The sequence below is a fragment of the Streptococcus pneumoniae genome, assembly GCA_040719455.1.
Taxonomy (GTDB): Bacteria; Bacillota; Bacilli; order Lactobacillales; family Streptococcaceae; genus Streptococcus; species Streptococcus pneumoniae_G.
In genome coordinates this window covers 1,575,576-1,601,614 of sequence record JBFDTN010000001.1, presented here as the reverse complement: position 1 = coordinate 1,601,614, position 26,039 = coordinate 1,575,576, and the positions used below count along the sequence as shown (strand labels likewise).

Annotated in this window: 26 protein-coding genes; 23 read left to right on the top strand and 3 right to left on the bottom strand. The window is 42.2% G+C overall.

Features of this window, described 5'->3' with window-relative positions; translation table 11 throughout:
- Positions 1 to 88: 88 nt before the first annotated feature.
- Positions 89 to 1,777, bottom strand: coding sequence for an arginine--tRNA ligase (argS, locus tag AB1I63_07700; GenBank protein MEW4354755.1), 1,689 nt, complete (start codon positions 1,775 to 1,777; stop codon positions 89 to 91).
- Between the two features lie 137 nt (positions 1,778 to 1,914).
- On the opposite strand from argS, the gene argR reads away from it, so the two are divergent.
- The gene (gene argR / locus AB1I63_07695; GenBank protein MEW4354754.1) at positions 1,915 to 2,361 is read left to right on the top strand and encodes an arginine repressor; all 447 of its coding nucleotides are present in this window, start codon (positions 1,915 to 1,917) and stop codon (positions 2,359 to 2,361) included.
- Between the two features lie 339 nt (positions 2,362 to 2,700).
- Positions 2,701 to 5,241, top strand: a complete 2,541-nt coding sequence (gene mutS / locus AB1I63_07690) for a DNA mismatch repair protein MutS (GenBank protein MEW4354753.1) — start codon at positions 2,701 to 2,703, stop codon at positions 5,239 to 5,241.
- Between the two features lie 264 nt (positions 5,242 to 5,505).
- Here the strand turns inward: mutS and AB1I63_07685 are convergent, their stop codons facing one another.
- Together AB1I63_07685 and AB1I63_07680 are read right to left on the bottom strand one after the other, a co-directional pair.
- Entirely contained in the window at positions 5,506 to 5,979 is a 474-nt protein-coding gene (locus AB1I63_07685; protein ID MEW4354752.1) for a DUF3021 domain-containing protein, read from the bottom strand.
- A complete protein-coding gene (locus AB1I63_07680; GenBank protein MEW4354751.1) occupies positions 5,976 to 6,413 on the bottom strand; it encodes a LytTR family DNA-binding domain-containing protein in 438 nt (145 codons plus the stop codon). Before AB1I63_07680 ends, AB1I63_07685 begins: the two co-directional genes overlap by 4 nt.
- Positions 6,414 to 6,568: 155 nt before the next feature.
- Here AB1I63_07680 and AB1I63_07675 point away from each other — a divergent pair, with 155 nt between their 5' ends.
- From AB1I63_07675 to AB1I63_07575, 21 genes are all read left to right on the top strand, one after another.
- Positions 6,569 to 6,739: a hypothetical protein gene (locus tag AB1I63_07675; GenBank protein ID MEW4354750.1), complete on the top strand. Its 171-nt coding sequence runs from the start codon at positions 6,569 to 6,571 to the stop codon at positions 6,737 to 6,739.
- 285 nt (positions 6,740 to 7,024) lie between these two features.
- Positions 7,025 to 8,011: an IS30 family transposase gene (locus AB1I63_07670; protein MEW4354749.1), complete on the top strand. Its 987-nt coding sequence runs from the start codon at positions 7,025 to 7,027 to the stop codon at positions 8,009 to 8,011.
- Positions 8,012 to 8,041: 30 nt separating this feature from the next.
- Entirely contained in the window at positions 8,042 to 8,413 is a 372-nt protein-coding gene (locus tag AB1I63_07665) for a hypothetical protein (GenBank protein MEW4354748.1), read from the top strand.
- A gap of 227 nt (positions 8,414 to 8,640) precedes the next feature.
- Entirely contained in the window at positions 8,641 to 10,587 is a 1,947-nt protein-coding gene (gene mutL / locus AB1I63_07660) for a DNA mismatch repair endonuclease MutL (GenBank protein ID MEW4354747.1), read from the top strand.
- Positions 10,588 to 10,605: 18 nt separating this feature from the next.
- Positions 10,606 to 11,826, top strand: coding sequence for an MFS transporter (locus AB1I63_07655; protein MEW4354746.1), 1,221 nt, complete (start codon positions 10,606 to 10,608; stop codon positions 11,824 to 11,826).
- Positions 11,827 to 11,832: 6 nt separating this feature from the next.
- Positions 11,833 to 12,423, top strand: coding sequence for a Holliday junction branch migration protein RuvA (gene ruvA, locus AB1I63_07650; protein ID MEW4354745.1), 591 nt, complete (start codon positions 11,833 to 11,835; stop codon positions 12,421 to 12,423).
- A gap of 9 nt (positions 12,424 to 12,432) precedes the next feature.
- The gene (locus AB1I63_07645) at positions 12,433 to 12,999 is read left to right on the top strand and encodes a DNA-3-methyladenine glycosylase I (protein MEW4354744.1); all 567 of its coding nucleotides are present in this window, start codon (positions 12,433 to 12,435) and stop codon (positions 12,997 to 12,999) included.
- Positions 12,992 to 13,546, top strand: a complete 555-nt coding sequence (locus tag AB1I63_07640; protein MEW4354743.1) for a GNAT family N-acetyltransferase — start codon at positions 12,992 to 12,994, stop codon at positions 13,544 to 13,546. Before AB1I63_07645 ends, AB1I63_07640 begins: the two co-directional genes overlap by 8 nt.
- Positions 13,547 to 13,698: 152 nt before the next feature.
- Entirely contained in the window at positions 13,699 to 14,952 is a 1,254-nt protein-coding gene (locus tag AB1I63_07635; protein ID MEW4354742.1) for a competence/damage-inducible protein A, read from the top strand.
- A 33-nt stretch (positions 14,953 to 14,985) separates the two neighbouring features.
- Positions 14,986 to 16,191 (top strand): recombinase RecA, encoded by a 1,206-nt coding sequence (recA, locus tag AB1I63_07630; protein ID MEW4354741.1) that lies wholly within the window; start codon positions 14,986 to 14,988, stop codon positions 16,189 to 16,191.
- Positions 16,192 to 16,414: 223 nt separating this feature from the next.
- Positions 16,415 to 16,813: a transcriptional regulator Spx gene (gene spx, locus AB1I63_07625; protein ID MEW4354740.1), complete on the top strand. Its 399-nt coding sequence runs from the start codon at positions 16,415 to 16,417 to the stop codon at positions 16,811 to 16,813.
- A 123-nt stretch (positions 16,814 to 16,936) separates the two neighbouring features.
- Positions 16,937 to 17,509, top strand: a complete 573-nt coding sequence (locus tag AB1I63_07620; GenBank protein ID MEW4354739.1) for an SP0191 family lipoprotein — start codon at positions 16,937 to 16,939, stop codon at positions 17,507 to 17,509.
- A 323-nt stretch (positions 17,510 to 17,832) separates the two neighbouring features.
- Complete coding sequence (locus AB1I63_07615) at positions 17,833 to 19,038, top strand: argininosuccinate synthase (protein MEW4354738.1); 1,206 nt, start codon at positions 17,833 to 17,835, stop codon at positions 19,036 to 19,038.
- Between the two features lie 3 nt (positions 19,039 to 19,041).
- On the top strand, positions 19,042 to 20,424 hold the full coding sequence (argH, locus tag AB1I63_07610) for an argininosuccinate lyase (protein ID MEW4354737.1): 1,383 nt from the start codon (positions 19,042 to 19,044) through the stop codon (positions 20,422 to 20,424).
- Between the two features lie 126 nt (positions 20,425 to 20,550).
- Positions 20,551 to 20,817: an IreB family regulatory phosphoprotein gene (locus tag AB1I63_07605; protein ID MEW4354736.1), complete on the top strand. Its 267-nt coding sequence runs from the start codon at positions 20,551 to 20,553 to the stop codon at positions 20,815 to 20,817.
- Complete coding sequence (gene ruvX / locus AB1I63_07600; protein MEW4354735.1) at positions 20,817 to 21,236, top strand: Holliday junction resolvase RuvX; 420 nt, start codon at positions 20,817 to 20,819, stop codon at positions 21,234 to 21,236. Before AB1I63_07605 ends, ruvX begins: the two co-directional genes overlap by 1 nt.
- 17 nt (positions 21,237 to 21,253) lie before the next feature.
- A complete protein-coding gene (locus AB1I63_07595) occupies positions 21,254 to 21,565 on the top strand; it encodes a DUF1292 domain-containing protein (protein MEW4354734.1) in 312 nt (103 codons plus the stop codon).
- A 415-nt stretch (positions 21,566 to 21,980) separates the two neighbouring features.
- Positions 21,981 to 23,210, top strand: a complete 1,230-nt coding sequence (locus AB1I63_07590) for a folylpolyglutamate synthase/dihydrofolate synthase family protein (protein MEW4354733.1) — start codon at positions 21,981 to 21,983, stop codon at positions 23,208 to 23,210.
- Positions 23,211 to 23,292: 82 nt separating this feature from the next.
- Positions 23,293 to 23,772, top strand: a complete 480-nt coding sequence (locus AB1I63_07585) for an SP_0198 family lipoprotein (protein MEW4354732.1) — start codon at positions 23,293 to 23,295, stop codon at positions 23,770 to 23,772.
- A gap of 489 nt (positions 23,773 to 24,261) precedes the next feature.
- Complete coding sequence (gene cls / locus AB1I63_07580) at positions 24,262 to 25,794, top strand: cardiolipin synthase (protein ID MEW4354731.1); 1,533 nt, start codon at positions 24,262 to 24,264, stop codon at positions 25,792 to 25,794.
- Between the two features lie 85 nt (positions 25,795 to 25,879).
- On the top strand, positions 25,880 to 26,008 hold the full coding sequence (locus AB1I63_07575) for a hypothetical protein (GenBank protein ID MEW4354730.1): 129 nt from the start codon (positions 25,880 to 25,882) through the stop codon (positions 26,006 to 26,008).
- The last annotated feature ends 31 nt before the right edge of the window (positions 26,009 to 26,039 follow it).

Sequence of the window (26,039 nt, the reverse complement as noted above, 5' to 3'; positions counted from 1 at the left end):
TAAGTTATGCCTGTGACTCGTTGCCTCGTACTAAATCAAAACTAAACAACCATAGAAAAAAGAGCAGAGAGTCTGCTCTTTTTGATCGTTACATTTTTTCTGGTGCTTTTACGCCAAGTAAGCGGAGAGATTCTTTGAGGACAAGACCTGTTGCGTAGCTTAAAGCTAGGCGGCTGTCACGTTCTGGACTGTCATCCAAGATCCGTGTGTGGGCGTAGTATTTGTTGAAACTTTGTGCCAAGTTGATAGCAAATTTTGCCACAAGCGATGGGTCAAAGTTATCTGCTGCCCGCTCAATGATACGAGAGAAGTCCTGCAAGAGTTTGATAATTTCCCAGCTTTCAGGGTCATTGAGTTGGTAATGAGCGTCTTTATTTGGTGTAAAGTCAGCTTTTCTAAGGATAGACTGAATCCGCGCGTGAGCGTACTGGATGTAAGGTCCTGTTTCTCCTTCAAAAGATACCATAGCTTCAAGGTCAAAGTCATAGCCATTTCTGCGATCTGTTTTAAGGTCGTAGAATTTAATAGCGCCGACACCGACTGCTTGTGCCACTTCTTCCTTGTTTTCAAGGTCTGGATTTTTCGCTTCGATTTGGTTTTTCGCACGTTCCACAGCTTCAGCGATAGTTGGCTCAAGCAGGATAATATTTCCCTTACGCGTGGAGAGTTTTTGTTTATTTTTTGTGACGAGCCCAAAGTCTACATGGGTCATATCATCGCTCCAGTCAAATCCCATTTCTTTCAAAACGGCTTTCAACTGGCGGAAGTGGTTGGCTTGCTCTTGCCCAACGGCATAAATGCTCTTAACAAAATTATAGTTGCGTTTGCGGTAAATTGCTGTTGCAATGTCACGAGTGATGTAAAGAGTAGTGCCGTCTGATTTTTTGATCATAGCTGGTGGGAGATTGTAGTCTTCGAGATCCACAATGCTCGCTCCTTTAGACTCAAGCAACAAGCCCTTGTCTTCAAGGATTTGAATCCCTTCATCCATCTTGTCATTGTAGAAGGCTTCACCATTATAGCTATCAAAGGTGACACCAAGTTGGTCATAGATACGGTTGAATTCGACCAAGCTTTCATCACGGAACCATTGCCAGAGTTCGGTTGCTTCCTTGTCTCCGTCTTCCAATTTTTTGAACCATAGACGTGCTTCGTCATCAAGTTCTGGATTGGTTTCGACTTCGGCATTGATACGAACGTAGAGTTTCAAGAGTTCGTCGATTGGATTTGCTTTTACCGCTTCTTCACTACCCCATAGTTTATAGGCTGTAATCAAAAGACCAAATTGTTTACCCCAGTCTCCCAAGTGATTGATTTTGATGGTATTGTAGCCGACTTTTTGGAAGATATTGGACAAAGCGTCTCCGATAACCGTTGAGCGAAGATGACCGACAGAGAAAGGTTTTGCGATATTTGGACTAGACATGTCGATGGTGATATTTTCCCCGTGTCCGACATTTGTTTGCCCGTAGTTTTCTTTTTCTGTGATGATTTGGTGCAAGACCTTGTCAGAAATCACGCCTTTATCGAGGAAGAAATTGACATAAGGTCCTGTTGCTACGACTTTTTCAAAGTCTGTTGCGTCAATCTTTTCAGCAATATCTGCTGCAATCATTTGAGGGGCTTTGCGCTCGACTTTTGCAAGTGAAAAGGCAGGAAAGGCAATGTCTCCTAAATCAGAGCTTTTTGGCTGCTCGAGCAAGTTGGTGATAGCTACGACGTCTAGGCTTGGAATGACGTTTGCCAGAGCCTCAGCGACCATTTGTTTATTATCCATAGGATTCTCCTTTAAAGTGTATCTAGGCTGCCATAATCGATGACAGAATCTTTCTTACTATTTTATCACAAGTTGATGAAAAGAACCAATTTTTTTGTTATAATGAGTAGTATAAATATACACACAATGAGGGTAAAATGAAAAAAAGTAAGCGTCATGACTTGATTAAACGAATGATTAAGGAAGAACAGTTAGGAACACAAAAGGAAATCCAAGACCGCTTAGAGGCAGAAGGGATTGTTGTGACTCAGACGACACTTTCGCGAGATTTGAGGGAAATTGGCTTGACCAAGATGAAAAAAGACTCCAAGGTTTATTATGTTTTGGCAGATGAGACAGCTAAGATTGATTTGGTGGAGTTTTTGTCTTATCATTTGCAGGGAGTGGCGAGGGCAGAGTTTACCTTGGTCCTTCATACACGTCTGGGAGAGGCTGCAGTGCTTGCCAATGTCGTTGATGAAAACCGTGATGATTTTGTCTTAGGGACTTTAGCAGGGGCAAATACCTTGCTCTTGATTTGCCGAGATGTAGCGGCAGCGCAACAGATGGAAGAGCGTTTGTTGGCAAAAATGAATGAACTCTAAGAGGAAAAAGGGAGTAGGGCAACTTGCTCTTTCTCTATTATGGAGCACAATATAGCAGTATAGCCATTTAGTTTTCATTTATTATGTCGGTAACTTGTCTTGCCTAACCTAAGAATCTGTATTCATAGCTCAGCAACTCTATTCAGGGTTTATTTTGCGCAACTCAGCCTTGCTTTTTCTTGAAATACAGTCAGTATTCCTTCAAAAAAATGCGTTGATAATCGTAAAATAAGCTCCCGATTAGAAGACTTCGCTGATGAATATAGGTTCTAACTTCTGCCTACATCTTGTTATCTCGTACTAAATCAAAACTAAACAACCATAAAAGAAAGGATGAGAATGGCGACAGAAAAGATTTCACCAGGAATGCAACAGTATTTGGGGATTAAAAAGGATTATCCAGATGCATTTCTCCTCTTTCGAATGGGAGATTTTTATGAATTATTCTATGAGGATGCGGTTAATGCAGCCCAGATTTTAGAGATTTCTCTGACCAGTCGAAATCGGAATGCGGAAAATCCGATCCCGATGGCGGGGGTACCCTATCACTCAGCTCAGCAATACATTGATAGCTTGGTAGAGGCAGGCTATAAGGTTGCCATTGCTGAGCAGGTTGAAGATCCGCAAAAGGCGGTCGGTGTGGTGAAACGTGAGGTTGTACAGGTCATCACCCCAGGGACAGTGGTGGATTCTAGTAAGCCAGACAGTCAAAATAACTTTTTGGTGGCCTTGGATAAGGAAGGTAGTCAGTACGGCTTGTCCTACATGGATGTAGCGACAGGGGAATTTCAAGTGACGACGCTGACGGACTTTTCCATGGTCTGTGGCGAGATTCGCAATCTCCGTGCCAAGGAGATTGTGCTAGGCTATGAGTTGGAAGAAACAGAAAGAGTTATTTTATCTCAGCAGATGAATCTGCTTTTATCGCAGGTCGATGTGGTGTTAGACGATGCTCGCTTGCTAGGAGACCGTTTGACGCCGCTTGAGCATCAGACGGCTGGGAAATTGTTGGAGTACGTTCATCGGACGCAGATGCGTGAGCTGAGTCATTTGAAGAAGATTCATCATTATGAGATTCGTGATTTTCTACAAATGGATTTTGCGACAAAGAGTAGTCTTGATTTGACAGAAAATGCACGGACAGGTAAGAAACACGGGAGTCTTTATTGGCTATTAGATGAGACGAAGACAGCTATGGGAACACGGCTTTTGCGGACTTGGATTCAAAATCCTTTGATTGATGAGGAGAGAATTACGCATCGACAAGATGTGGTGCAAGTCTTTTTGGAGAATTTCTTTGAGCGGAGTGACTTGGCAGATAGCTTGAAAGGGGTTTATGACATTGAACGCTTGGCGAGTCGGGTTTCTTTTGGTAAGACCAGTCCTAAAGACCTCTTGCAGTTGGCGGCTACCTTGGAGAATGTTCCTCAGATTAAGTCCATTTTAGAAGGGCTTGGAAATCCGATTCTTGCCCTCTTGATTGAACGCCTAGACGCCATTCCAGAGTTGGCTAGCTTAATCAGCTCTGCTATTTCCCCTGAGGCTCAAAATAGTATCACAGATGGCAATATCATCCAGACTGGATTTGATGAGTTGCTAGATAAGTACCGTGTGGCGCTTCGTGATGGGACGAGCTGGATTGCTGAGTTGGAGGCCCGTGAACGAGAGGCGAGTGGTATTGCTAATCTGAAGGTGGATTACAACAAAAAAGACGGTTACTATTTCCATGTGACCAATTCACAGTTGGCAAATGTTCCAGCGCATTTCTTCCGCAAGGCGACACTGAAAAATTCAGAGCGCTATGGGACAGAAGAGCTGGCTCGGATTGAGGGCGAGATGCTAGAAGCGCGCGAGAAATCGTCCAATTTGGAATATGAGATTTTTATGCGGATTCGCACAGAGGTTGGCAAATATATCGGACGCTTGCAAAAATTGGCTCAGACCTTGGCGACGATTGATGTCTTGCAAAGTTTTGCATCAGTCGCAGAAAAGCAGCATTTGGTACGACCTGAGTTTACCGAGAAATCTGCGATTACCATCGAAAAAGGACGACATGCGGTGGTCGAGAAGGTCATGGGAGCCCAGAGTTACATCCCTAATAGCCTATCGATGAGTGAGGAGACCAATATTCAGCTGATTACAGGGCCAAACATGAGCGGGAAGTCCACTTACATGCGGCAGTTGGCTATGATTGCGGTCATGGCACAGATTGGCTCTTATGTGCCAGCTGAGCGCGCGGTCTTGCCGATCTTTGATGCGATTTTCACCCGTATCGGTGCGGCAGATGATCTAGTCAGTGGGCAATCAACATTTATGGTGGAGATGATGGAGGCTAATCATGCTATTCGCCATGCGACGGAGCATTCTCTCATCCTTTTTGACGAGTTGGGGCGTGGTACGGCTACCTATGACGGAATGGCTTTGGCGCAAGCCATTATCGAATACATTCATGATCGCACAGGGGCTAAGACTCTCTTTGCGACTCACTATCATGAATTGACAGACTTGTCAGAAACTCTTTCACACTTGGAAAATGTTCACGTTGCCACCTTGGAAAAAGATGGTCAAGTCACCTTTCTTCATAAGATTGAGCAGGGACCAGCTGACAAATCTTACGGAATTCATGTGGCAAAGATTGCAGGCATGCCAGAAGATTTGCTTGAGCGGGCGGATCAGATCCTCAGTCATTTGGAAGGTCAGGAGAAAAAAGAAACGCTTCCTACTTCCATAGAAATCAATGAACAGATGAATTTGTTTGAAGAGCCACAATTACCAGATGAAGTGACCGAAAAACTACGCAACTTAGACATCTATAACATGACACCGCTTGATGTGGTGAGAGCCGTTGAGAGCTTGCAGCAAGCGTTAAAACAACAATAAATGAAAAAGACCTTTGGTCTAGGTTTTACCTAGCCAGAGGTCTTTTTGATGATTATACTCATTGAATTTTAAAAATAGCAGTTTTGCGACTATTTCAAACAAGATGTGACTTTTGATGAATATAGGGTTACTTTCGCTGTTGCGAATAACGGAAATTTTGAGACTTTTGGCTCAAAATTTAGCAATGAAACTCCGAAGGAGGTTGCTTGCGTCCGCACTATTTAAGAAAGTAACAAAAATGCTAATTTTGATTTTTAAAGAGTATTACTTGCTGTCTTTTTCTTGTCGTTCTTTGAGCTGCTGGTTGATAGCCTTTACCTTGCGGTATTCGATAAAATAAGACGTGCACCAAATCAGGATATAAATCAGTGTAAAGATGAGAATAAGCCCGATAATATCCTTTCCTCGAATAGTAAACCAGCCTGCTAGTGTAGCGATAGGGAAAAATCCTAGCAGGGTGATGCCGTAGTGGGTTAAGGACATCTTAAGCAGACTCCAGTTTTTCTCAAAAATACGACTGCTAAAGCTAAAGAGAATACCAATCAAAGCCCAACAAGCCATGGAGTAAAGGAGCACCAAGGCTGGGTGAATCTGATGGATCATGAAAAAGGCTCCGATTTGAGAAAAGGGACTAAGAGGATAGTAGAATTCGCTGTTTCCTAGTGAAAAGAAAATCGAGAGAATAAGTCCGATAAAAATACCGACAAGGGCATCATGGAAAAGTTTTTGCTTGGTCATAAGTTTAAAGCCTCCTTGATAGATTTGAGGTAGCGACGAGATGAAAAAGTATAGGTGCCATTGGTCAGAAAAATCTTCACTAATCCATTTTTGGTAAATTCCAGCGAGCGAATTTTCTCGCTATTGATGATTTCTGACTGGGAGATTTGCAAGAAAGTCTTGGGAAGTAGGTCAATTAGCTGATAAAGCGGCTGTTCCAGCTGATAGGTTTGATTTTCTGTCTTTGCGAGAACGACTTTATTTTCCGTGACAATGTGGAAAATATCCTTGATATCTAAAAAATGAATTTCCTTTCCCCTATGGGCAGTGAGTTTTGGGGTCTTCATCTTGTGGATAAGATTGAGAATGTCTTCCCATTCCTTATTTAGCTCCCGAATGGAAATGTGAACTTCTTCTTGAGAAAGATGGGGGTCGATGTGGATTTGGATGTTCATAGTAGCCTTCTTTCTTCTTTATTAAACTCTTTTTGGATGTGAAATACAAGAGCTTTTTCACATTTGGTTGTTTTTAGTGTTTATCTGGTTTTCCTTGTAGAATAGCTGGGGAAGTGCTATACTAAATGTATATAAAAGGAAAAAAGAGGAAAGCCATGTCTTTATGGACTGTAAAGGTATTGGTCGAAAAAGCATTCACTCCAGAGTTGGTAGATAGCAGCCATTTTTCAGAAGTGACGGTCATAGGAGCATTTCTTGATTTTGTCAAAGAAGATGAATTACTGCCGTCAAGAGATTTGCTGGCACTTTCCTGTCTCTGGTTTTAGGACTTGCGATTCTATGGGAGAGCAGGACTGAATTTCGTCTGTTCTATGGCTTAGTCTTGGTGCTGATGTGGGTGCGATTGTATGATGATTACTCAGACTCGTCAAAAACTAAAATCTGACGTTGTTAATTTCCCTTGCTGAACTTCAGTTTTATCTGTGGTTTCGTTGCTTAGTCAGAGTTTGATTTTTATAGGCTTGAATTTACAATATAAGTGCACAATAAAAACTCATAAGATTTTTTCTAGTAAAATAAAACTGAACAAACATCTTACGAAAGGAAATCTTATGAGCTACCATCATTTTACCATAGATGAACGAGAAAGTATTCTGATTTATCGTACTAAAGGGATGACCTTTTCTCAAATAGCACGACTATTACATCGGCACCCCTCAAGTATTAGTCGTGAATTAAAACGTCATTCAAAACAAGGCAACTATTCGCCTAGTAGGGCACAAACAGCTTATCATCTCGCTAAATCGCATTGTGGGCGAAAAAGGAAATTAGAAATAGACACTGAACTCAGTCAGACCGTCAAGCATCTTTTTCTTGAGTGTCAATGGTCGCCAGAAGAAATTGAGGGGCGATTACGTTTAGAACGAGAAAGACCCGTCATTAGTTATCAAACCATTTATAGAGCTATCTATCGCGGTCACTTTGACGACACGCCTCTTTCACATGGTGCTCGTGGGGTTGTTCGCAAACTTCGTCACCATGGTAAAACACGCCATACACAATCCCATGTGGAAAAGCGAGGAAAAATTCCTATTTCTCATACCATTCATGAGAGGCCAACAGCAGCTAATGAACGCTCGAGAATAGGTGATTGGGAAGCCTATACTGTTGCTGGAAAGACTGGAAAAGCTTGCCTAGTAACACTCACTGATAGGCATTCCCGCTTCCTCAAAATTCAGAAAGTAGCTGTCAAGAAAAGTAAATTGGTTATAGAAGCCATGGTAAATATGTTAGAGTCCCTACCAAAAGAAACAGTGACTCCTGATAGAGGTAAGGAATTCTCAGGACATCCTGAACTCACCGAGAAACTAAATGTCGAAGTCTATTTTCCTGATCCTCATGCTCCTTGGCAACGAGGAACAAACGAGAATACAAATGGCTTATTGCGAGAGTATTTTCCAAAAGGAAGTGACTTAACAGAGGTAGAACACTTGATCATTCAGGAATGGGAAGATAAATTAAACAACAGACCACGAAAATGTCTAAACTGGAAAACACCTTATGAAATTTTTTATGGGATAAATGTGCACTTAATTTGACAATTCGCCGGGTAAAAAAAGGAGAAAAGTGTGAAAAAGATTTGGTTATTTTTAGGAACGATATTTATGGTGCTGGTTGCGGTGCTTATGCCTATTGGCGTCTATGCGGAGTGGCAATCAGGTGAGCTCCAGTTAGAAAAAAGTGCCTTTCTCTTTCAAGCCTACTATCTTTCTTATGTTTACTTTCAGTATTTAGGAAACTATTTAGCAGAAAAAAATGGTCGGTTAACAGTGCTTCGTCGTGCTTATCTGGTTCATGCAGTGCTAGGTTTTGTTCTCTTTGGCTTTGGCATATATGCTATTTTAAAAGTAGGGTTCACAATGCCTCTTGGTTTAGGGACAGCCTTGACGATTATCTTGATGTTACTTGCGATATTTCATTTTATCAAGACTAAAGACTAAATGGTCCAGTTTTTTCTGGACCTTTATTTTGTGATATAATAGAGCCATTAGAGAAATGGAGAAATTCTCATCTATCCAAAGACAAAGAAAAAGAGTCTGTTTCATATCTTGAGAAAGCTATCAATTCACTTTAGTTCACAAAAAGGTGGACAAATTAGGAAAATGAAAGAGATAGATTTATCAAAAGGCTATTCTATCAACCTTTAGAAAGGGTGAAAATAAAAACTATGGCAACTATTATCGAATTACCAGAAGTCCTTGCTAATCAGATTGCGGCTGGTGAGGTGATTGAGCGACCTGCCAGTGTAGTCAAGGAGTTGGTGGAAAACTCTATTGATGCTGGAAGTCGGCAGATTACAGTGGAGATTGAAGAAGCAGGACTGAAAAAAATCCAAATTACAGATAACGGGGAAGGGATTGACCATAACCAAGTCGAGCTTGCTCTTCGTCGCCATGCAACGAGTAAAATAAAAAATCAAGCGGATTTGTTTCGGATTCGGACTCTTGGTTTTCGTGGCGAGGCTCTCCCTTCGATTGCTTCTGTCAGTATGCTGACGATTGTCACTGCGACTGAGGCTGGAAGTCATGGCACAAAGTTGATTGCTCGTGGGGGGCAGGTGGAGTCTTGTGAGCTAGCTACCAGTCCTGTCGGAACAAAGATCACGGTCGAAGACCTCTTTTTTAACACTCCAGCTCGTCTTAAATATATCAAGAGTCAGCAGGCAGAGCTGTCTCATATTGTCGATGTGATGAATCGTTTGAGCTTAGCGCATCCAGAAGTGGCTTTTACTCTTATTCATGATGGGCGTGAGCTCATGCGAACCGCAGGAACAGGTAATCTCAAGCAAGCTATTGCTGGGATTTATGGACTTGCGACAGCCAAGAAAATGGTTGAGATTGAAGCTTCGGATTTGGATTTTGAAGTGAATGGATTTGTCAGTCTTCCAGAGCTGACAAGAGCCAATCGCAACTACATCACTCTTCTCATCAATGGTCGTTATATCAAGAATTTCTTGCTCAATCGAGCGATTTTAGATGGGTATGGCAGCAAGCTCATGGTTGGGCGTTTTCCGCTTGCGGTTGTCAACATCCAGATTGACCCTTATCTAGCCGATGTCAATGTCCATCCGACTAAGCAAGAGGTCAGGATTTCCAAAGAAAAGGAACTGATGGGCTTGATTTCAAGTGCCATTGCAGCGAGTTTAAAAGAGCAGGATTTGATTCCAGATGCCTTAGAAAATCTCGCAAAATCAACTATTAAACGACTGGAAAAGCCAGAGCAGACAACTCTTCCATTAAAAGAAAATCGACTCTACTATGATAAGGAACGCTCGGACTTTTTTACGCAACCAGAAGTAGCAGAAGAACCGCTTGGTTTAAAAGAAGTTGACAAGTCTGACAAGCAGATTGACAATGCTGACAAGGAAGTTGACAGACCTGTTTCCATTAAGTTTGCCGAGCGAAAAACATCTGATTATGGTCAACTGGATCATCCAGAGCTAGACCAAGCTAGCATTGAAAAAGCAGTTGTTAAGCTGAGTCATGAAGAGACCTCAACCTTCCCAGAATTGGAATTTTTTGGGCAGATGCATGGGACTTATCTCTTTGCTCAAGGCAAGGAAGGGCTTTATATCATTGACCAGCATGCGGCTCAGGAACGGGTCAAGTATGAATACTATCGTGAAAAGATTGGTGATGTTGACAGTAGTCAGCAGCAATTATTAGTGCCTTATTTATTCGAATTTCCAGCTGATGACATGATTCGCTTAGAAGAGCGCTTGCCCCTTTTAGAAGAAGTCGGGATTTTCTTAGAGCGTTACGGAGAAAATCAATTTATCCTTCGAGAGCATCCTATCTGGTTTAAGGAAGAAGAGATTGAGACAGGCGTCTATGAGATGTGCGACATGCTTCTTTTGACCAAGGAAGTGTCCATTAAGAAATATCGGGCTGAGCTAGCGATTATGATGAGTTGTAAACGTTCGATTAAGGCAAATCATTCTCTGGATGACCATTCTGCGCGTGATTTGATTTATCAGCTGTCTCAGTGTGATAATCCTTATAATTGCCCGCATGGTCGTCCGGTCTTGGTCCAGTTTACTAAGTCAGATATGGAGAAAATGTTCCGACGGATTCAGGAAAATCATACGAGTCTTCGGGAGTTAGGCAAGTATTAAGCCATTAAGGAGATGGTTATGAAAGAGTTTTTTGCCCTGCCCAAACAGATTCAAATCCGTGAGGGGTTCAAATTTTTATCCGCCATGTTGGGAAATACCATTTTCCCTTTTATGGCACTTTATTATTCCCATTATTTTGGGAATTTCTGGACCGGAATTTTGCTGATTGTCACCCAGCTTGTCAACTTCGTGTCAACCCTGTACGGCGGACACATGGCAGACTCTATGGGGCGAAAAAAGGTGGCTGACCTTGGAAATTTAGGTGTTTGTCTAGGCTTTGTTGTGGTTCTTTTGGCAAATATCCCTCATCATACCTTGCCAGTCTTCACTTATGTTGGATTTCTTTTGGTAGGAGCTATGCACAACTTTTCGCAGCCTGCCTATGAAGCCATGTTGATTGATTTGACAGATGAGAGCAATCGGCAGTTTGTTTATACGATTAGCTATTGGTTAATCAATATTGCCATTATGTTGGGTTCTGCCTTAGCTGGTCTCTTTTACGAAAGTCACTTTTTCGAGTTGCTCCTTGCTATGACTCTGCTCTATCTTTTCATTTTTTTCTACATGTGGAAAAACTTTGAAGAAACAAGACCAGCAGATGTGGACTTTACACACGGTACAGGGGTTTTTGATCTCTTTCAAAACTACGGTGGAATCTTGAAAGATAAGGTCTTTCTCCTCTATGTGGCGGGCTGTGTAGGATCAGCCTGCATTTGGTTGCAGATTGACACGTGGCTACCCATCCATTATACTCAGGATTTTCAAGTAACGAAGTTGTTTGGTGTCACGATTACAGGTCCTAAAATGCTGAGTTTATCGGTCTTTATCAATACCTTTATGGTGGTCTTTCTCATGACCCGTGTGGGCAAATGGACCAAGAAAATGCCTGTATTGCCCCAGTATGTGATTGGGTTTCTGATCTTTGCGACAGGGATTTTTCTGGCCATGCAGTTTCAGACCTTGCTTGGAATTGCCTTTGCAGCAGTGGTTTACACGATAGGCGAGATGTTGCAGGTTCCAGCCAGTCAACTGTTGCGGATCGAGATGATGGACGAGGACAAGCTTGGTTCCTACTCGGGATTTATGTCTTTGGCGCAGCCTTTGGGAAATATCCTAGCCGGTATGATGGTGTCTTTGACTGCTGTGACAGGTTCGATTGGCTTACATATCAGCTTTATGGTTATTGTCGCAGTCAGTCTTGGTTTGATTGTAAAAGCAGCGAAATTACATAGAAAGTAAGGAAACATGTACGAATATTTTAAAGGAATTATCACAAAGATTACAGCGAAATATATTGTCGTAGAGGTGAATGGCATTGGCTATCTGCTCAATGTCGCAAATCCCTATGCTTATTCAGATAAGCTTCAAGAAAACATCCAAGTCTATGTTCATCAAGTAGTACGAGAAGATGCAGAGACCTTGTACGGCTTTTTGTCAGAAGACGAAAAAAGTCTATTTCTCAGTCTTATTTCCGTTTCAGGGATTGGTCCGACATCAGCTCTTGCCATTATTGCAGCTGATGATAATGAGGGATTGGTGCGTGCGATTGATGAGAAAAATATCACTTATCTGACCAAATTTCCAAAGATTGGTAAGAAAACTGCTCAGCAGATGGTGCTGGATTTGGAAGGTAAGGTTTCAAGCGTAGCCGGACAAAGCGAGAAAAGTCCAACTCCTCAAAAGGATGATAATCAAGCCTTGGAAGAAGCCATGGAAGCGATGCTCGCACTGGGCTATAAGGCAACAGAACTCAAGAAGATTAAGAAATTCTTTGAAGGAACGACCGATACGGCTGAAAACTACATCAAATCAGCCCTTAAAATGCTTGTAAAGTAGGTGAGCTAGATGAAACGATGCGGTTGGGTCAAGGAAAACAATCCCTTGTATGTCGCTTATCACGATGAGGAATGGGGACGACCTGTTAAAGATGATCAGGTGTTGTTTGAACTCCTTTGCTTGGAAAGTTACCAAGCTGGTCTGTCTTGGGAGACCGTGCTCCATAAACGAGTTGCTTTCCGAGAAGCCTTTTACAACTACGATGTGGAAAAAGTCGCCCAAATGTCAGATCATGAGCTAGAAAAGCTCCTTGACAATCCAGCCATTATCCGCCATAAGGCTAAGATTTTTGCAACACGGCAGAATGCTGCTGCCTTTCGAAGAGTGCAAAAAGAATACGGCACTTTTGCTGCTTATCTCTGGTCTTGGGTGGACTTTACACCGATTGACAATCCTTTAAAGGACTATAAAGATGTCCCTAACAAGACAGTGTTGTCTGAGACAATTTCTAAAGACTTGAAAAAACGAGGGTTTTCCTTTGTCGGACCTGTTTGTGTGTACTCTTACATGCAGGCAGCAGGGCTTGTCAATGACCATGAAGTAGAGTGCTTTTGTAAAGGAGATATTGATGAATGAAATAACTGTAAAACCCTTGGTCGCTTTTGCTCAGCACACCCATATTGAAACCGAGCGCTTGCTACTGCGCCCAATGACAGTAGCAGACTTGGAGGACTATCATGCGTTCACATCTGACGATGAGCTTTTGAAGTATAATTACCATGCGCATAAAGACAAGCAGGAAAGTTTGGAAGGCCTCGTCATGTACAATATGGCAAGTCCTCTTGGTCGTTACGCAATAGAGCTAAAAGAACAGCAACGAATGATTGGCAATATTGTCCTCTATTTGAATGAGGAAGAAGAGTCAGCGACCATTGGCTATACCTTACATGCAAACTATCACCATAAAGGTTATGCCATCGAAGCTGCCCTGGCTTTGAAGGAGTTATTCTGGCAAATTGCCGATTTAAAAGTCTTAACTGCTTCCTGTGATTCTCGAAATAGTGCCAGTGAGAAAGTGATGAAAAAGTTAGGCATGACTCTGGCTAGACGCCGTGAGGGGGCAAAGAATTTACGTGGGGAAATCGTAACCATGTTGGATTATGAGCTAAGAAAGTTTGAGTAGATCATTGATTTATATAGTCGTTTAGTGTTCATTTATTACGTTGCTAACTTGCCTTGCTAACTCTAGTTATGCTTGTGGCTCGTTGCTTCGTATTAAATCAAAAGGAAATAATATAATTTTCAATTTTTACGAATAAGCAGGTAGGAGGTTTTATGAAGGCAGAAATCATTGCGGTTGGCACAGAAATCTTAACAGGGCAAATCGTTAATACCAATGCCCAATTTTTATCTGAAAAACTAGCAGGGATTGGGGTTGATGTTTATTTTCAAACAGCGGTCGGAGACAATGAAGAGCGGCTCCTGTCTGTGTTAGCGATTGCTAAAAGTAGGAGTGACTTGGTGATTCTGACAGGAGGTTTAGGACCGACTGAGGATGATTTGACCAAGCAAACCTTGGCTAAGTTTTTAGGATGTGACTTGGTGTTTGATCCAAAAGCTATGGAAAAACTGGACGCTTTTTTTGCAGACAGACCTTCTAAAGCTCGAACGCCAAATAATGAGCGACAAGCCCAGATTCTCTCAGGCAGCACCCCGCTACAAAATCACACAGGTCTTGCAGTAGGAGGACTTCTTCAAACAGATGGTGTGACCTATGTGGTCTTACCTGGTCCGCCGAGTGAGCTTAAGTCTATGGTGATTAAGGAACTCTTACCCTTGCTGGATCAAGGAGAGGAGCTGTATTCGCGCATCCTTCGTTTCTTTGGCATTGGAGAAAGTCGCTTAGTGACGATTTTAGCAGACTTGATTGACCAGCAGACAGATCCGACATTGGCTCCTTATGCCAAGGTGGGCGAGGTAACCTTGCGTTTATCGACGAAAGCAAAAACGCAGGCACTTGCTCAAGAAAAACTTGATAAACTAGAGGATAAAATCCTTGCTTACGACGAAGTAGCTGCTTGTCTCTACGGCTATGGAGAGGAAAATTCTCTCTTACAAGAGACAGTTGCTTTGTTGAAAGAGAGAAATCTGACCATTACAGCTGCAGAAAGTTTGACAGCAGGGCTGCTCCAAGCTAGTCTGGCAGACCAAGCTGGCATTTCGCAGATTTTCAAGGGTGGCTTTGTCACTTATAGTTTGGAAGAAAAGAGCAAGATGCTAGGGATTCCTAAAAAAGACTTGGAGACTCATGGCGTTGTGTCTGCCTTTACAGCTGAAAAAATGGCAGAGCAGGCTAGACGGCTAACGGATAGTGATATCGGAGTGAGTTTGACAGGTGTTGCAGGTCCAGATAGTCTAGAAGGACATCCTGCGGGGACTGTGTTTATCGGTCTTTCTACCGAGCGAGAGAGTCTGGCTACTTTAGTGACAATCGCAGGAAGAAGTCGGCAAGATACTCGTTATATCGCTGTCTTACATGCCCTAAACCTCGTACGGAAAACTTTATTAAATACCAATGATTTGGTATAATAGAAGAGTTATGCAAGAAAAAGGAGACCAATCATGGCAAAAAAACAGAAAAAATTAGAAGAAATCACCAAAAAATTTGGTGATGAACGAAAAAAAGCCTTGGACGATGCTCTAAAAAACATTGAAAAAGACTTTGGAAAGGGCGCGATTATGCGTCTTGGCGAACGTGCAGAGCAAAAAGTACAAGTCATGAGCTCAGGAAGTTTGGCTCTCGATATTGCTCTTGGAGCTGGGGGGTATCCTAAAGGTCGTATTATCGAGATTTATGGACCAGAGTCTTCTGGTAAGACAACCGTTGCCCTTCACGCTGTTGCCCAAGCGCAAAAAGAAGGTGGGATTGCAGCCTTTATTGATGCCGAGCATGCGCTTGATCCAGCCTATGCTCAAGCTCTTGGTGTCAATATTGACGAATTGCTCCTTTCGCAGCCCGATTCAGGAGAGCAGGGACTAGAAATCGCTGGGAAGTTGATTGATTCAGGGGCTATTGACTTGGTGGTTATCGACTCGGTCGCAGCCTTGGTGCCACGTTCTGAGATTGATGGGGATATTGGGGATAACCATGTTGGTTTGCAGGCACGGATGATGAGCCAAGCCATGCGTAAACTGTCTGCCTCTATCAATAAAACCAAAACGATTGCCATTTTCATCAATCAATTGCGTGAAAAAGTAGGCGTTATGTTTGGAAATCCAGAAACGACTCCTGGTGGACGTGCCCTTAAATTCTACGCGTCTGTCCGCCTAGATGTTCGTGGAAATACCCAAATCAAAGGTTCGGGTGACGAAAAAGATGTCAATGTCGGAAAAGAAACCAAGATTAAGGTCGTGAAAAACAAGATTGCTCCACCGTTTAAAGAAGCCTTGGTCGAAATCATGTATGGAGAAGGTATTTCACGAACTGGTGAGCTGATCAAGATTGCCACAGACTTGGATATCATCAAGAAATCAGGGGCTTGGTATTCCTACAAGGATGATAAGATTGGTCAAGGTTCTGAAAATGCTAAGAAATACTTGGTAGAACACCCAGAAGTCTTTGAGGAAATTGACCGCCTAGTCCGTGAACACTACGGCATGCCAACAGGAGCAGAACAGCCAGCTGAAAATGCTTCAGAAGCAGGAGAAACAGATACAAAATCTAAAAAAGCGAGCAAAAAAGACAAGGAAAAAGTAGAAGTCGAAGAGGTAGAAGATACCGAAGAAATCACCCTTGAATTGGATGACGCGATTGAAATTGAAGACTAAAAAGAATGAGTTAGCTGTCAAGCTAGCTCTTTTTACAAATAGATATATGCTAGAATTATCCTAAAAACACAATATCTAGTAAAAAATTCCACGATTACCACAAGAAATAGTCAAAAAATAGCCGAAAATCGTAAATAAATTGAAAAATAGGTCGCAAGACGGATAGGATTTGTGGTATAATTGTAGTATAGTGTTGTTAGCGTGTAGCGAAAGGAGTACTTACATGATTACAATTTATACTGTCTCAAGTTGCACTAGCTGTAAGAAAGCAAAGACTTGGCTCAATGCCCATCAGTTGACCTATAAAGAACAAAACCTCGGAAAAGAAGGAATTACCAAAGAAGAATTACTAGATATCCTCATCAAGACAGAAAATGGTGTGGCAAGTATTGTTTCTTCGAAAAACCGTTATGCAAAGAGCCTTGGTGTTGATATTGAGGATTTGAGTGTGAACGAGGCGATTGACTTGATTATGGAAACCCCTCGTATTTTGAAAAGTCCGATTTTAGTCGATGACAAACGTCTGCAAGTCGGCTATAAGGAAGATGATATCCGTGCCTTTTTACCGCGTGCGGTGCGTAATGTTGAAAATGCAGAGGCTCGTCTTCGAGCAGCTTTATAATAGAGGATTGGTTGTGTTCTTTTCAGATGAAAGTTCACAGCCATTTTTTGACATTTTGCGCTAAAATATTCCAAAAAACTGGAGAAATGTGGTAAAATGAGTGGTAAGAAAGGTGTCATAGATATGAAGAAAACAATTGTATTACTCGGACTTGTCGCTCTTGTCTTGACAGGATGTGGGCAAAAAAAAGAAGCTGCCAAAGAGGGAACAAAGAAGGATCCTCTTAGTACGACCTTACCTGTATTTGAAAATGCAGAAAAAAATACCGTGATTACCAAAACACTCACCTTCCCCAAAACTGCTGAAGGAGTAGAGCAAAAGCAGGTTGTGACTTATAAGGACAATCAATTCTTAGAATTGGTGATTGAGCAAATCACGCCAGCTAATGATGATATTAAAAAGGCTATTGCAGAGATTGGGATTCCTGAGACTCAAAAGTTGCTTGATGAGTCACTCAGCAAAGATGAGGCTTTTACAAAGGCAAAAGACTTACCAGGATTTACGGCAACTATTGAGATTATCAATGAAAATCAGCTAAAACGAGTCAATAAGCTGGATTTCAAAACCTTAGATATTGACAAAGCAAGCCAGCTAGAATTGCTTAAAGGTTTGAATTTGAAGGAATTTATTAAGATTCCGCCAGCTGATTACATCACCAACCAAGTAGCCGGTGGAGCGAGCGTTTCGCCTAACTAAAGATGAATAGCAAGTCTGTGACTATCTGTCATAGGCTTTTTTGATTAAAAACAGCAATATAGTCATTTAGTTTCAATTTATTACGTCGTTACCTCGTTTTACTTCAACAGTCCAGTGGACTGTTGAAGGTGGGAAATAAGGATTATGAAATAATCTCCAGTTAATCCCAGTTCTGCCTGCGACTCGTTGTCTCGTACTAAATCAAAACTAAACAACTAAAATATGCAGAAAAATTTCTTTTTTTGCATATTTTACCAAAAATCCTTGACTTATGTTTTTTTATGCTTTATAATGTTTAAAAAATACAGGATAGGAGTAGGGATATGACAAAAGAAAAATTGGTGTTGGCGTATTCAGGTGGCTTGGATACTTCCGTTGCGATTACTTGGTTGAAGAAAGATTATGATGTCATTGCAGTTTGCTTGAACGTTGGCGAGGGAAAAGACCTTGATTTTATTCATGATAAGGCCTTGAAAGTGGGAGCCGTCGAATCGCATGTCATCGATGTAGAGGATGAGTTTGCAGAAGACTATGTCCTTGTAGCCTTGCAAGCTCATGCTATGTATGAGCAAAAATATCCCTTAGTGTCCGCTCTTAGCCGTCCCTTGATTGCTAAGAAATTAGTCGAGATGGCACATCAAGCAGGGGCTAGTTATATCGCTCATGGCTGTACAGGAAAAGGGAATGATCAAGTGCGGTTTGAGGTGGCTATTGCAGCGCTTGATCCGAATCTCACAGTCCTTGCTCCTGTGCGGGAATGGAAATGGTCACGGGAAGAAGAAATCGAATATGCTAAAGCAAATGATGTGCCGATTCCAGCGGATTTGGACAATCCTTATTCGGTGGACCAAAATCTCTGGGGACGAGCCAATGAGTGCGGTGTTTTGGAAAATCCATGGAATGAAGCACCAGAGGAAGCGTACGGAATTACAACCGCGCCTGAGCAAGCTCCTGATACGCCAGAATATGTCGAAATAGAATTCCAATCAGGAGTACCTGTTGCTTTAAACGGCGAGCCATTAAAATTAGCAGATTTGATTCACCAGCTAAATACTATTGCAGGTCAGCATGGTGTGGGTCGGATTGACCATGTGGAAAATCGTTTGGTGGGTATTAAATCAAGAGAAATCTATGAGTGTCCGGCAGCTGTCACGCTTCTTGCTGCTCATAAAGAGATGGAGGATTTGACCCTCGTTCGTGAGGTGGCTCATTTTAAACCAATCATTGAGCAGGAGTTGTCCAATTTGATTTACAATGCTCTGTGGTTCAATCCTGCGACAGAGGCCTTGATTGCTTATATCAAATCTACCCAAAAATACGTGACAGGGGTCGCTAAGGTCAAACTCTATAAAGGGACAGCGAAGGTCATTGCACGGAAATCTCCTTATTCTTTATACGATGAAAATCTAGCGACTTATACTAGTGCAGATACGTTTGATCAAGATGCGGCAGTTGGCTTTATCAAGCTCTGGGGATTACCAACCAAGGTGCATGCAGAAGTTCAAAATGCGACAAATAAGGGAAATTAAGAGATGAAACAAGAAAAATTATGGGGCGGTCGATTTGAGGCTTCTTTAGAAAGCTGGGTGGAAGAATTTGGGGCAAGTATTCCATTTGATTACCAGCTTGCGCCTTATGACATCAAGGGAAGTCTCGCTCATGTCAAGATGCTTGGTAGGACAGGGATTATAGCGAAAGAAGAGAGTCAAGCCATTCAAAAAGGCTTAGAAGTCCTCCTTGATAAATGTCAAAAGGGAGAGTTGGCGTTTTCGCTTGTCAATGAAGATATTCACATGAATATCGAGAGTTTCTTGGCAGCAGCGATTGGTCCTGTGGCGGGAAAACTCCATACAGCGCGCTCGAGAAATGATCAAGTGGCAACAGACCTCCATCTTTATCTCAAGGATCAAATCGAGCAGGTGTTAGAGAAGATTACTGCTTTGCAAGAAGTTTTGGTAAAGTTAGCTGATCAGCACATGAAGACGATTATGCCAGGTTACACGCACTTGCAGCATGCGCAGCCTATTAGTTTTGCCCATCATTTGCTGGCGTATTATCAGATGTTGAAGCGAGATAAGGAGCGCTTTTCGTGGAATTTGGAGCATACGGATATGTCTCCGTTGGGGTCTGCGGCTTTGGCGGGTACGACTTTTCCGATTGATCGTATGGAGACAGCAAGCACTCTTGGTTTTCGAGAGAATTATGCCAATTCTTTAGATGCGGTGAGTGATCGGGATTTTGTCTTGGAATTTTTATCCAATAGCAGTATCTTGATGATGCACTTATCCCGCTTTTGTGAGGAAATCATTCATTGGTGTAGCCATGAATACGGTTTTGTGAGTCTTTCAGATAGCTTTAGCACAGGATCATCTATCATGCCTCAGAAGAAAAATCCAGATATGGCAGAGTTGATTCGTGGCAAAACAGGGCGTGTGTATGGGAATTTAGTTGGTTTGTTGACAGTGTTGAAATCCCTCCCATTGGCGTATAATAAGGATTTACAAGAGGATAAGGAAGGCGTATTTGATACGGTTAAAACTGTGAAAACCTGCCTTGCTGTGATGGCAGGGATGCTTGATTCGATGACGGTTCATGGTGAGAAGATGAAAGCAGCGACCCAGCAAGATTTTTCAAATGCGACTGAATTAGCAGATTATCTGGCGAAAAAGGGAATTCCATTTCGTAAGGCCCATGAAATTGTCGGAAAGCTAGTGCTTGATTGTATCAAATCAGGTCATTATTTGCAGGATGTGCCCTTAGTGACCTATCAAGCTATTTCGCCCCTAATTGAGGAGGATGTCTATGAAGTGCTTGATGCGGCAGTGGCTGTGGAAAAACGAACTTCGTATGGAGGGACAGGATTTGCTTCAGTTAGAGAGCAGTTGCAAAAAGCGAAGAAAGACTTAGGGGAATAAGAAAGAACCAAGCGTTTGCTTTGTGGCTTTTGACTGTGGAAAAGTCTGAGAAAGCGTGCCCTTTGGTTTGTGAAAGTGCTGTGAATATGCTATAATAGAGATATTCTAATGAAAGAGGGTGTAATTGTGGGATTTACAGACGAAACAGTACGGTTTAATCTTGATGATTCAAATAAGAAAGAGATTAGTGAAACCTTAACAGATGTATATACTTCTTTGAATGATAAAGGCTACAATCCGATTAATCAAATCGTGGGATACGTACTTAGTGGCGATCCTGCCTACGTTCCTCGCTATAATAATGCACGAAATCAAATTCGGAAGTATGAGCGCGATGAAATTGTAGAAGAATTGGTGCGCTACTATCTGAAAGGGCAAGGGATCGATCTATAATGAGAATTATGGGACTGGATGTCGGCTCTAAAACAGTTGGCGTGGCAATCAGTGATCCGCTTGGCTTTACAGCCCAAGGTTTGGAAATCATCTCGATTGACGAAGAGCAGGGTGAATTTGGCTTTGAGCGCATCAGTGAGCTTGTCAAAGAGTATCGGGTTGATCGCTTTGTGGTAGGCTTACCTAAAAATATGAACAATACGAGCGGTCCGCGCGTGGAAGCCAGTCAGGTTTATGGAGAAAAATTGACAGAGTTGTTTGATCTGCCAGTGGAGTATCAAGATGAGCGTTTGACCACAGTAGCTGCCGAGCGTATGTTGATTGAGCAGGCAGATGTCAGCCGCAACAAGCGCAAAAAAGTCATTGACAAATTAGCTGCCCAGCTGATTTTACAAAATTATTTAGATAGAAATTTTTAAAGATAGAAGGAGACACTATGGCACACGATCACAATCATGACCATAATCACGAAGAACGTGAATTGATTACATTGGTAGATGAGCAAGGCAATGAAACCTTGTTTGAAATCCTTTTGACGATTGATGGTAAGGAAGAATTTGGTAAGAACTATGTTCTTCTCATCCCAGCAAATGCAGAAGAAGACGAAAATGGTGAAGTAGAAATTCAAGCTTATTCTTTCGTTGAAAACGAAGACGGCACAGAAGGTGAACTTCAACCAATCCCAGAAGACTCAGAAGATGAGTGGAATATGATTGAAGAAGTCTTTAACAGCTTTATGGAGGAGTAAAAACATCCAGTGGATGTTTCTAGCCCTGTCCCTAGAAACTTAAAAGGACAGGAATGTCCGGGGGACGTTTTTAACCCCTGTACCCAGAAACTTACAAGGACAGGGAATATTCAATCCAGTGGGCTATTTTAGCCCTGTCCCTAGAAACTTACAAGGACAGGAATGTCCGGGGGACGTTTTTAGCCCCTGTACCCAGAAACTTACAAGGACAGGGAATATTCAATCCAGGGGACGTTTTTAGCCTCGCTCCTGAAAATAAGCAAGAGCGAGTAGCCCATTTTCTGGAAAATAGGAAAGGGCAGTTCGGTGAGTTCGACAGACTTTGTCGGCTAACCAAGTAGCAGATGATAGAAAGGAGCGGTCGTTAGTGTCACTTAAAAGAGACTATCCCGCTCTTTTTTTTGAAAGGAAATTTATGCAAGAAATAGAAGAATGGTTATACAGCCGTGTGGGTTTAAATTTTCGAAAAGGCTTGGAGAGAGTTCAGCAAGCCCGTTTGTTGCTGGATGAGCCAGATGAAGCCTATCCGATTATCCATGTGACTGGAACGAACGGCAAGGGTTCTACAATCGCCTTTTTACAGTCTTTATTAACCGCCCATGGTCAGAAAGTAGGAACGTTTACCTCGCCTCATATGGTGAGCATTCATGATCGAATCTGCATTGATGGTGAGCCGATTTCAGATGAGGATTTTATTCGTCTAGCGCGGCGTGTAGAGGAGATGGAGGTGATTTTGCAGCAAAGTCAGGATTGCCTCTCTTTTTTTGAAATTCTGACCTTGATGGCGCTTCTTTATTTCAAAGAGCAGCAGGTGGATGTGGTGCTTTTAGAAGTGGGTATTGGCGGGCTGCTTGATACGACCAACATTGTTACAGGAGAGCTGGCGTTGATTACCTCAGTTGGATTAGACCATCAGGAAACCTTGGGAAATTCTGTGGAAGAAATTGCACGGCAGAAGGCAGGGATTTTTAAGGCAGGCAAGCAAGCCTTGATAGGTCCTTTGCCAAGTGAGGCTTTAGCCGTCTGTCAACAGGTCGCACAAGATTTATCCACAGATTTACAGATATATGGAAGAGATTTTCAGTTGATTGATGGGATATTCTCGGCTGAGAATCAAAGAATTTCGATTCCTGCTTTGGGCTTGAGGGGGACTCATCAAGAAGAAAATGCGGCTCTGGCTCTAGCAGTTTTTTTAACGTTTATGGAGTCACATTCCCTCCCAATACATGTGGAAAAAGTTCAATCAGCTTTGAGGGAGACTCGCTGGGCAGGGCGCCTAGAGTACTTTGAAACTAATATCTATCTGGATGGTGCCCACAATGTGGCAGCTTTGGAGCGCGTGGCACAAGTTATTTCGACTTATCCACAGGAACAGGTAACCTTGTTGTTTGGTGCTCTTCGACGCAAAGAGTACAGACCCATGATAGATTATTTACAGAAAACATTTCCTAAAGCCTCCCTTTCTGTCACAACCTTTGCAGAAGATGGAGCGCTTCAAGCAGAGGATGTGGAAAAATTGCCGTTTGTGCCGTCTTATTCTGCGTTCATAGAGGAATTTCGCAGGACTAGGGATGAACAGCAGGTATTGTTTATCCTAGGTTCACTTCATTTTATCTCAGAAGTTAGGTCTTTTTTACTATTTTAAGCAAAAAGATTGACGGTAGGAAAGTGAGATAGGTATAATAAAGATAGGGGCTTAGTCTCCTAATTGATGAAAGGATTTTTATATGAACATGAAAAAACAAACGATTGCAACACTTCTATCTTTAGCAGGAATGGTGGTTTTAGCAGCTTGCTCAAATCAAGCCAATCAGCCAGCTCAAACTAATCAAGCGAGTGCGAGCTCCTCAGAGATGACTTCTACATCTAGTTCAATGGCTATATCAAGCTCTATGGTAAACAGTGAGTCATCAGCTGCTAGCTCATCTAGCCAAGCAACTGCTCAACCATCTAGTATTGACGGTACCTATAAAGGAATGGACGAGGGAGATGAGATTACTTTGGTGATGACTGGGGAGACAGGAACGTGGACCAAGGTTGAGCGTGACGGTGAGCAAGAAATCAAGCAAGTGAGATTAGATGCAGCGAATCAACAAATCATCATTGGAGATGACGTAGAGCGCTACCTTGTCAATGGTAATCAGTTAACGATTGAGGAATTGGATCAAGACTTTGATAAAGATACTATTGTCTTAACCAAGCAATAATCTGGATAAGGAGAAGAGGGGGAACGTGATGATGAAAACTCCCTCTTTTTATACCTGAAAATAAAATGATTTTCAAAAATAGGCTTGCATTCTGAAAATGACCTCGTTATACTAGAGGATATAGCGATGTGTAGTGAGATATAGTCATTTAGTGTTCGTTTATTACGTCGTTAACTCGTCTTGCTCCAACAGTCTCCTAGACTATTGGAGGTTGGAAATAGGAGAGTGGGACAGAAATCGATTTGCCTCACTTCTTTATTTTACTCCCACCCCCCGCAAGGTTGACTAGATTTGTAGAATGTTGATTTATCAACATTCTACAAATCAGACAACTACTGCGCCAAACTGTTAGAACTATAAAATGTAACAAGGTTGGATACTTTTGTCCCACTCTCTTGTCTAACCTAGGTTCTGCCTGCGACTTATTACACCGTACTAAATCAAAACGAAATGACTTTAAACGATAAGATGAGCGAGAAGGAGGAAGCAATGAATTTTCGAAAAGTTCGACTACTGATGTCTAAATATGGTTTTAGTATTATCATTATGCTAGCAGAATTGGCTCTGATTTTTTGGCTATTCTTTCTTTTGGGAAGACTGACTCCGCTGTTGTGGATTATTTTAGTGATTCTGCTCAGTGCAGCGACCGTTTTATCTATTGTCAATCGTTCCATGACGCCGGAAAGCAAGGTAACCTGGTTATTAGTTTCCTTTACGCCTGTTATTGGACCTCTTTTGTACCTCATGTTTGGAGAAAGGCGTTTGTCAAAGACTGAGCTCAAGCAGCTCCATAATCTCAATCAGATGAAATTTCGTGAGGACAATAGTAAGCATTTACGAGAAGAGCTCAAGCAGGAAAATAAATCTGCCTATGGAATTATCAAGTCGCTACTTTCTATGGATCCTAATGCAGATGTTTATGACGGGACTTCTGCCAAGTATTTTGCTTTGGGCGAGGAGATGTTTGAATCTATCTTAGAGGATTTACGGCGCGCAGAGAAATTCATCTTTTTGGAATATTATATCGTTGATGAGGGCGTGATGTGGGATAGCATCCTGGAGATTCTCAAGGAAAAGGCTGCTCAAGGCGTGGAAATCAAGATGCTCTACGACGATATTGGCTGTATGGCGACCTTGGCAGGGGATTATCCCAAGCAATTACGCAGCATGGGGATTAATGCCCATAAGTTTAACAAGGTGATTCCACGAATGACCGTGGCTTATAATAACCGTGATCACCGCAAGATTTTAGTCATTGATGGGCAGATTGCCTATACAGGTGGAGTCAATCTAGCGGACGAATACATCAACCATATCGAGCGCTTTGGGCATTGGAAAGATGGCGGTGTGCGCTTGGATGGTCGAGCGGTCAAGGCGATGACCCGTCTCTTTCTCAACAACTGGTATGTCAACCGTGGGGAAATCACGGACTTTGACCAATACCATCTGGACAATCAAGCGGTGGAAAACCAAGGGCTTTATATTCCCTATGGGAGCGGACCAAAGCCCATGTATAAAGGGCAGGTCGGCAAGAAAGTCTATCAAAATATTATCAGTCAGGCAACGGATTATGTCTATATTACGAGCCCGTATTGGATTATTGACTATGACTTGACAGAGGATATTAAAAATGCTGCTATGAGAGGAGTAGATGTGCGGATTGTAACGCCCTACATTCCTGATAAGCGCTTGATTCAGCTGGTTACACGAGGGGCCTATCCTGATCTTTTAGAGGCGGGTGTGCGAATTTTTGAATACACGCCTGGCTTTATCCATAGTAAGCATGTGGTAGCAGATGACGAATTTGCAGTGGTGGGGACGATTAACTTTGATTATCGTAGCTTGGTGCATCATTATGAAAATGCAGTGCTTATGTATCAAAGTCCTGCCATGGAGGATTTAAAAGCAGATTTTGCAGCAATTTTTGCAGTATCGCAAGAAATCTATCCCCACACGATTCATACCAGCTGGTACCAACGCTTGATAAAAGATATTGTGCAATTATTTGCACCGATGTTGTAATAGGATATTATTTGACTGCTGTTTCTGCTAGGAACAGCAGTTTTTTTCTTTCTTTTTCGAATAGTTTAGAAAAGGAGAATTTGCCATGACCAAGGAAGAGCAGGAATTTTTGAAAAGGTATGAGGAGCAGGTGTTTCACTCCTTTTATGAGGTGGAGCGTTATGCCTTGTTACTAGAGTTAGATAGAGAGTTTCGGAAACAAGCTGACAGATAGGCGTGATTTTGATATACTAGAAAAGAATAAA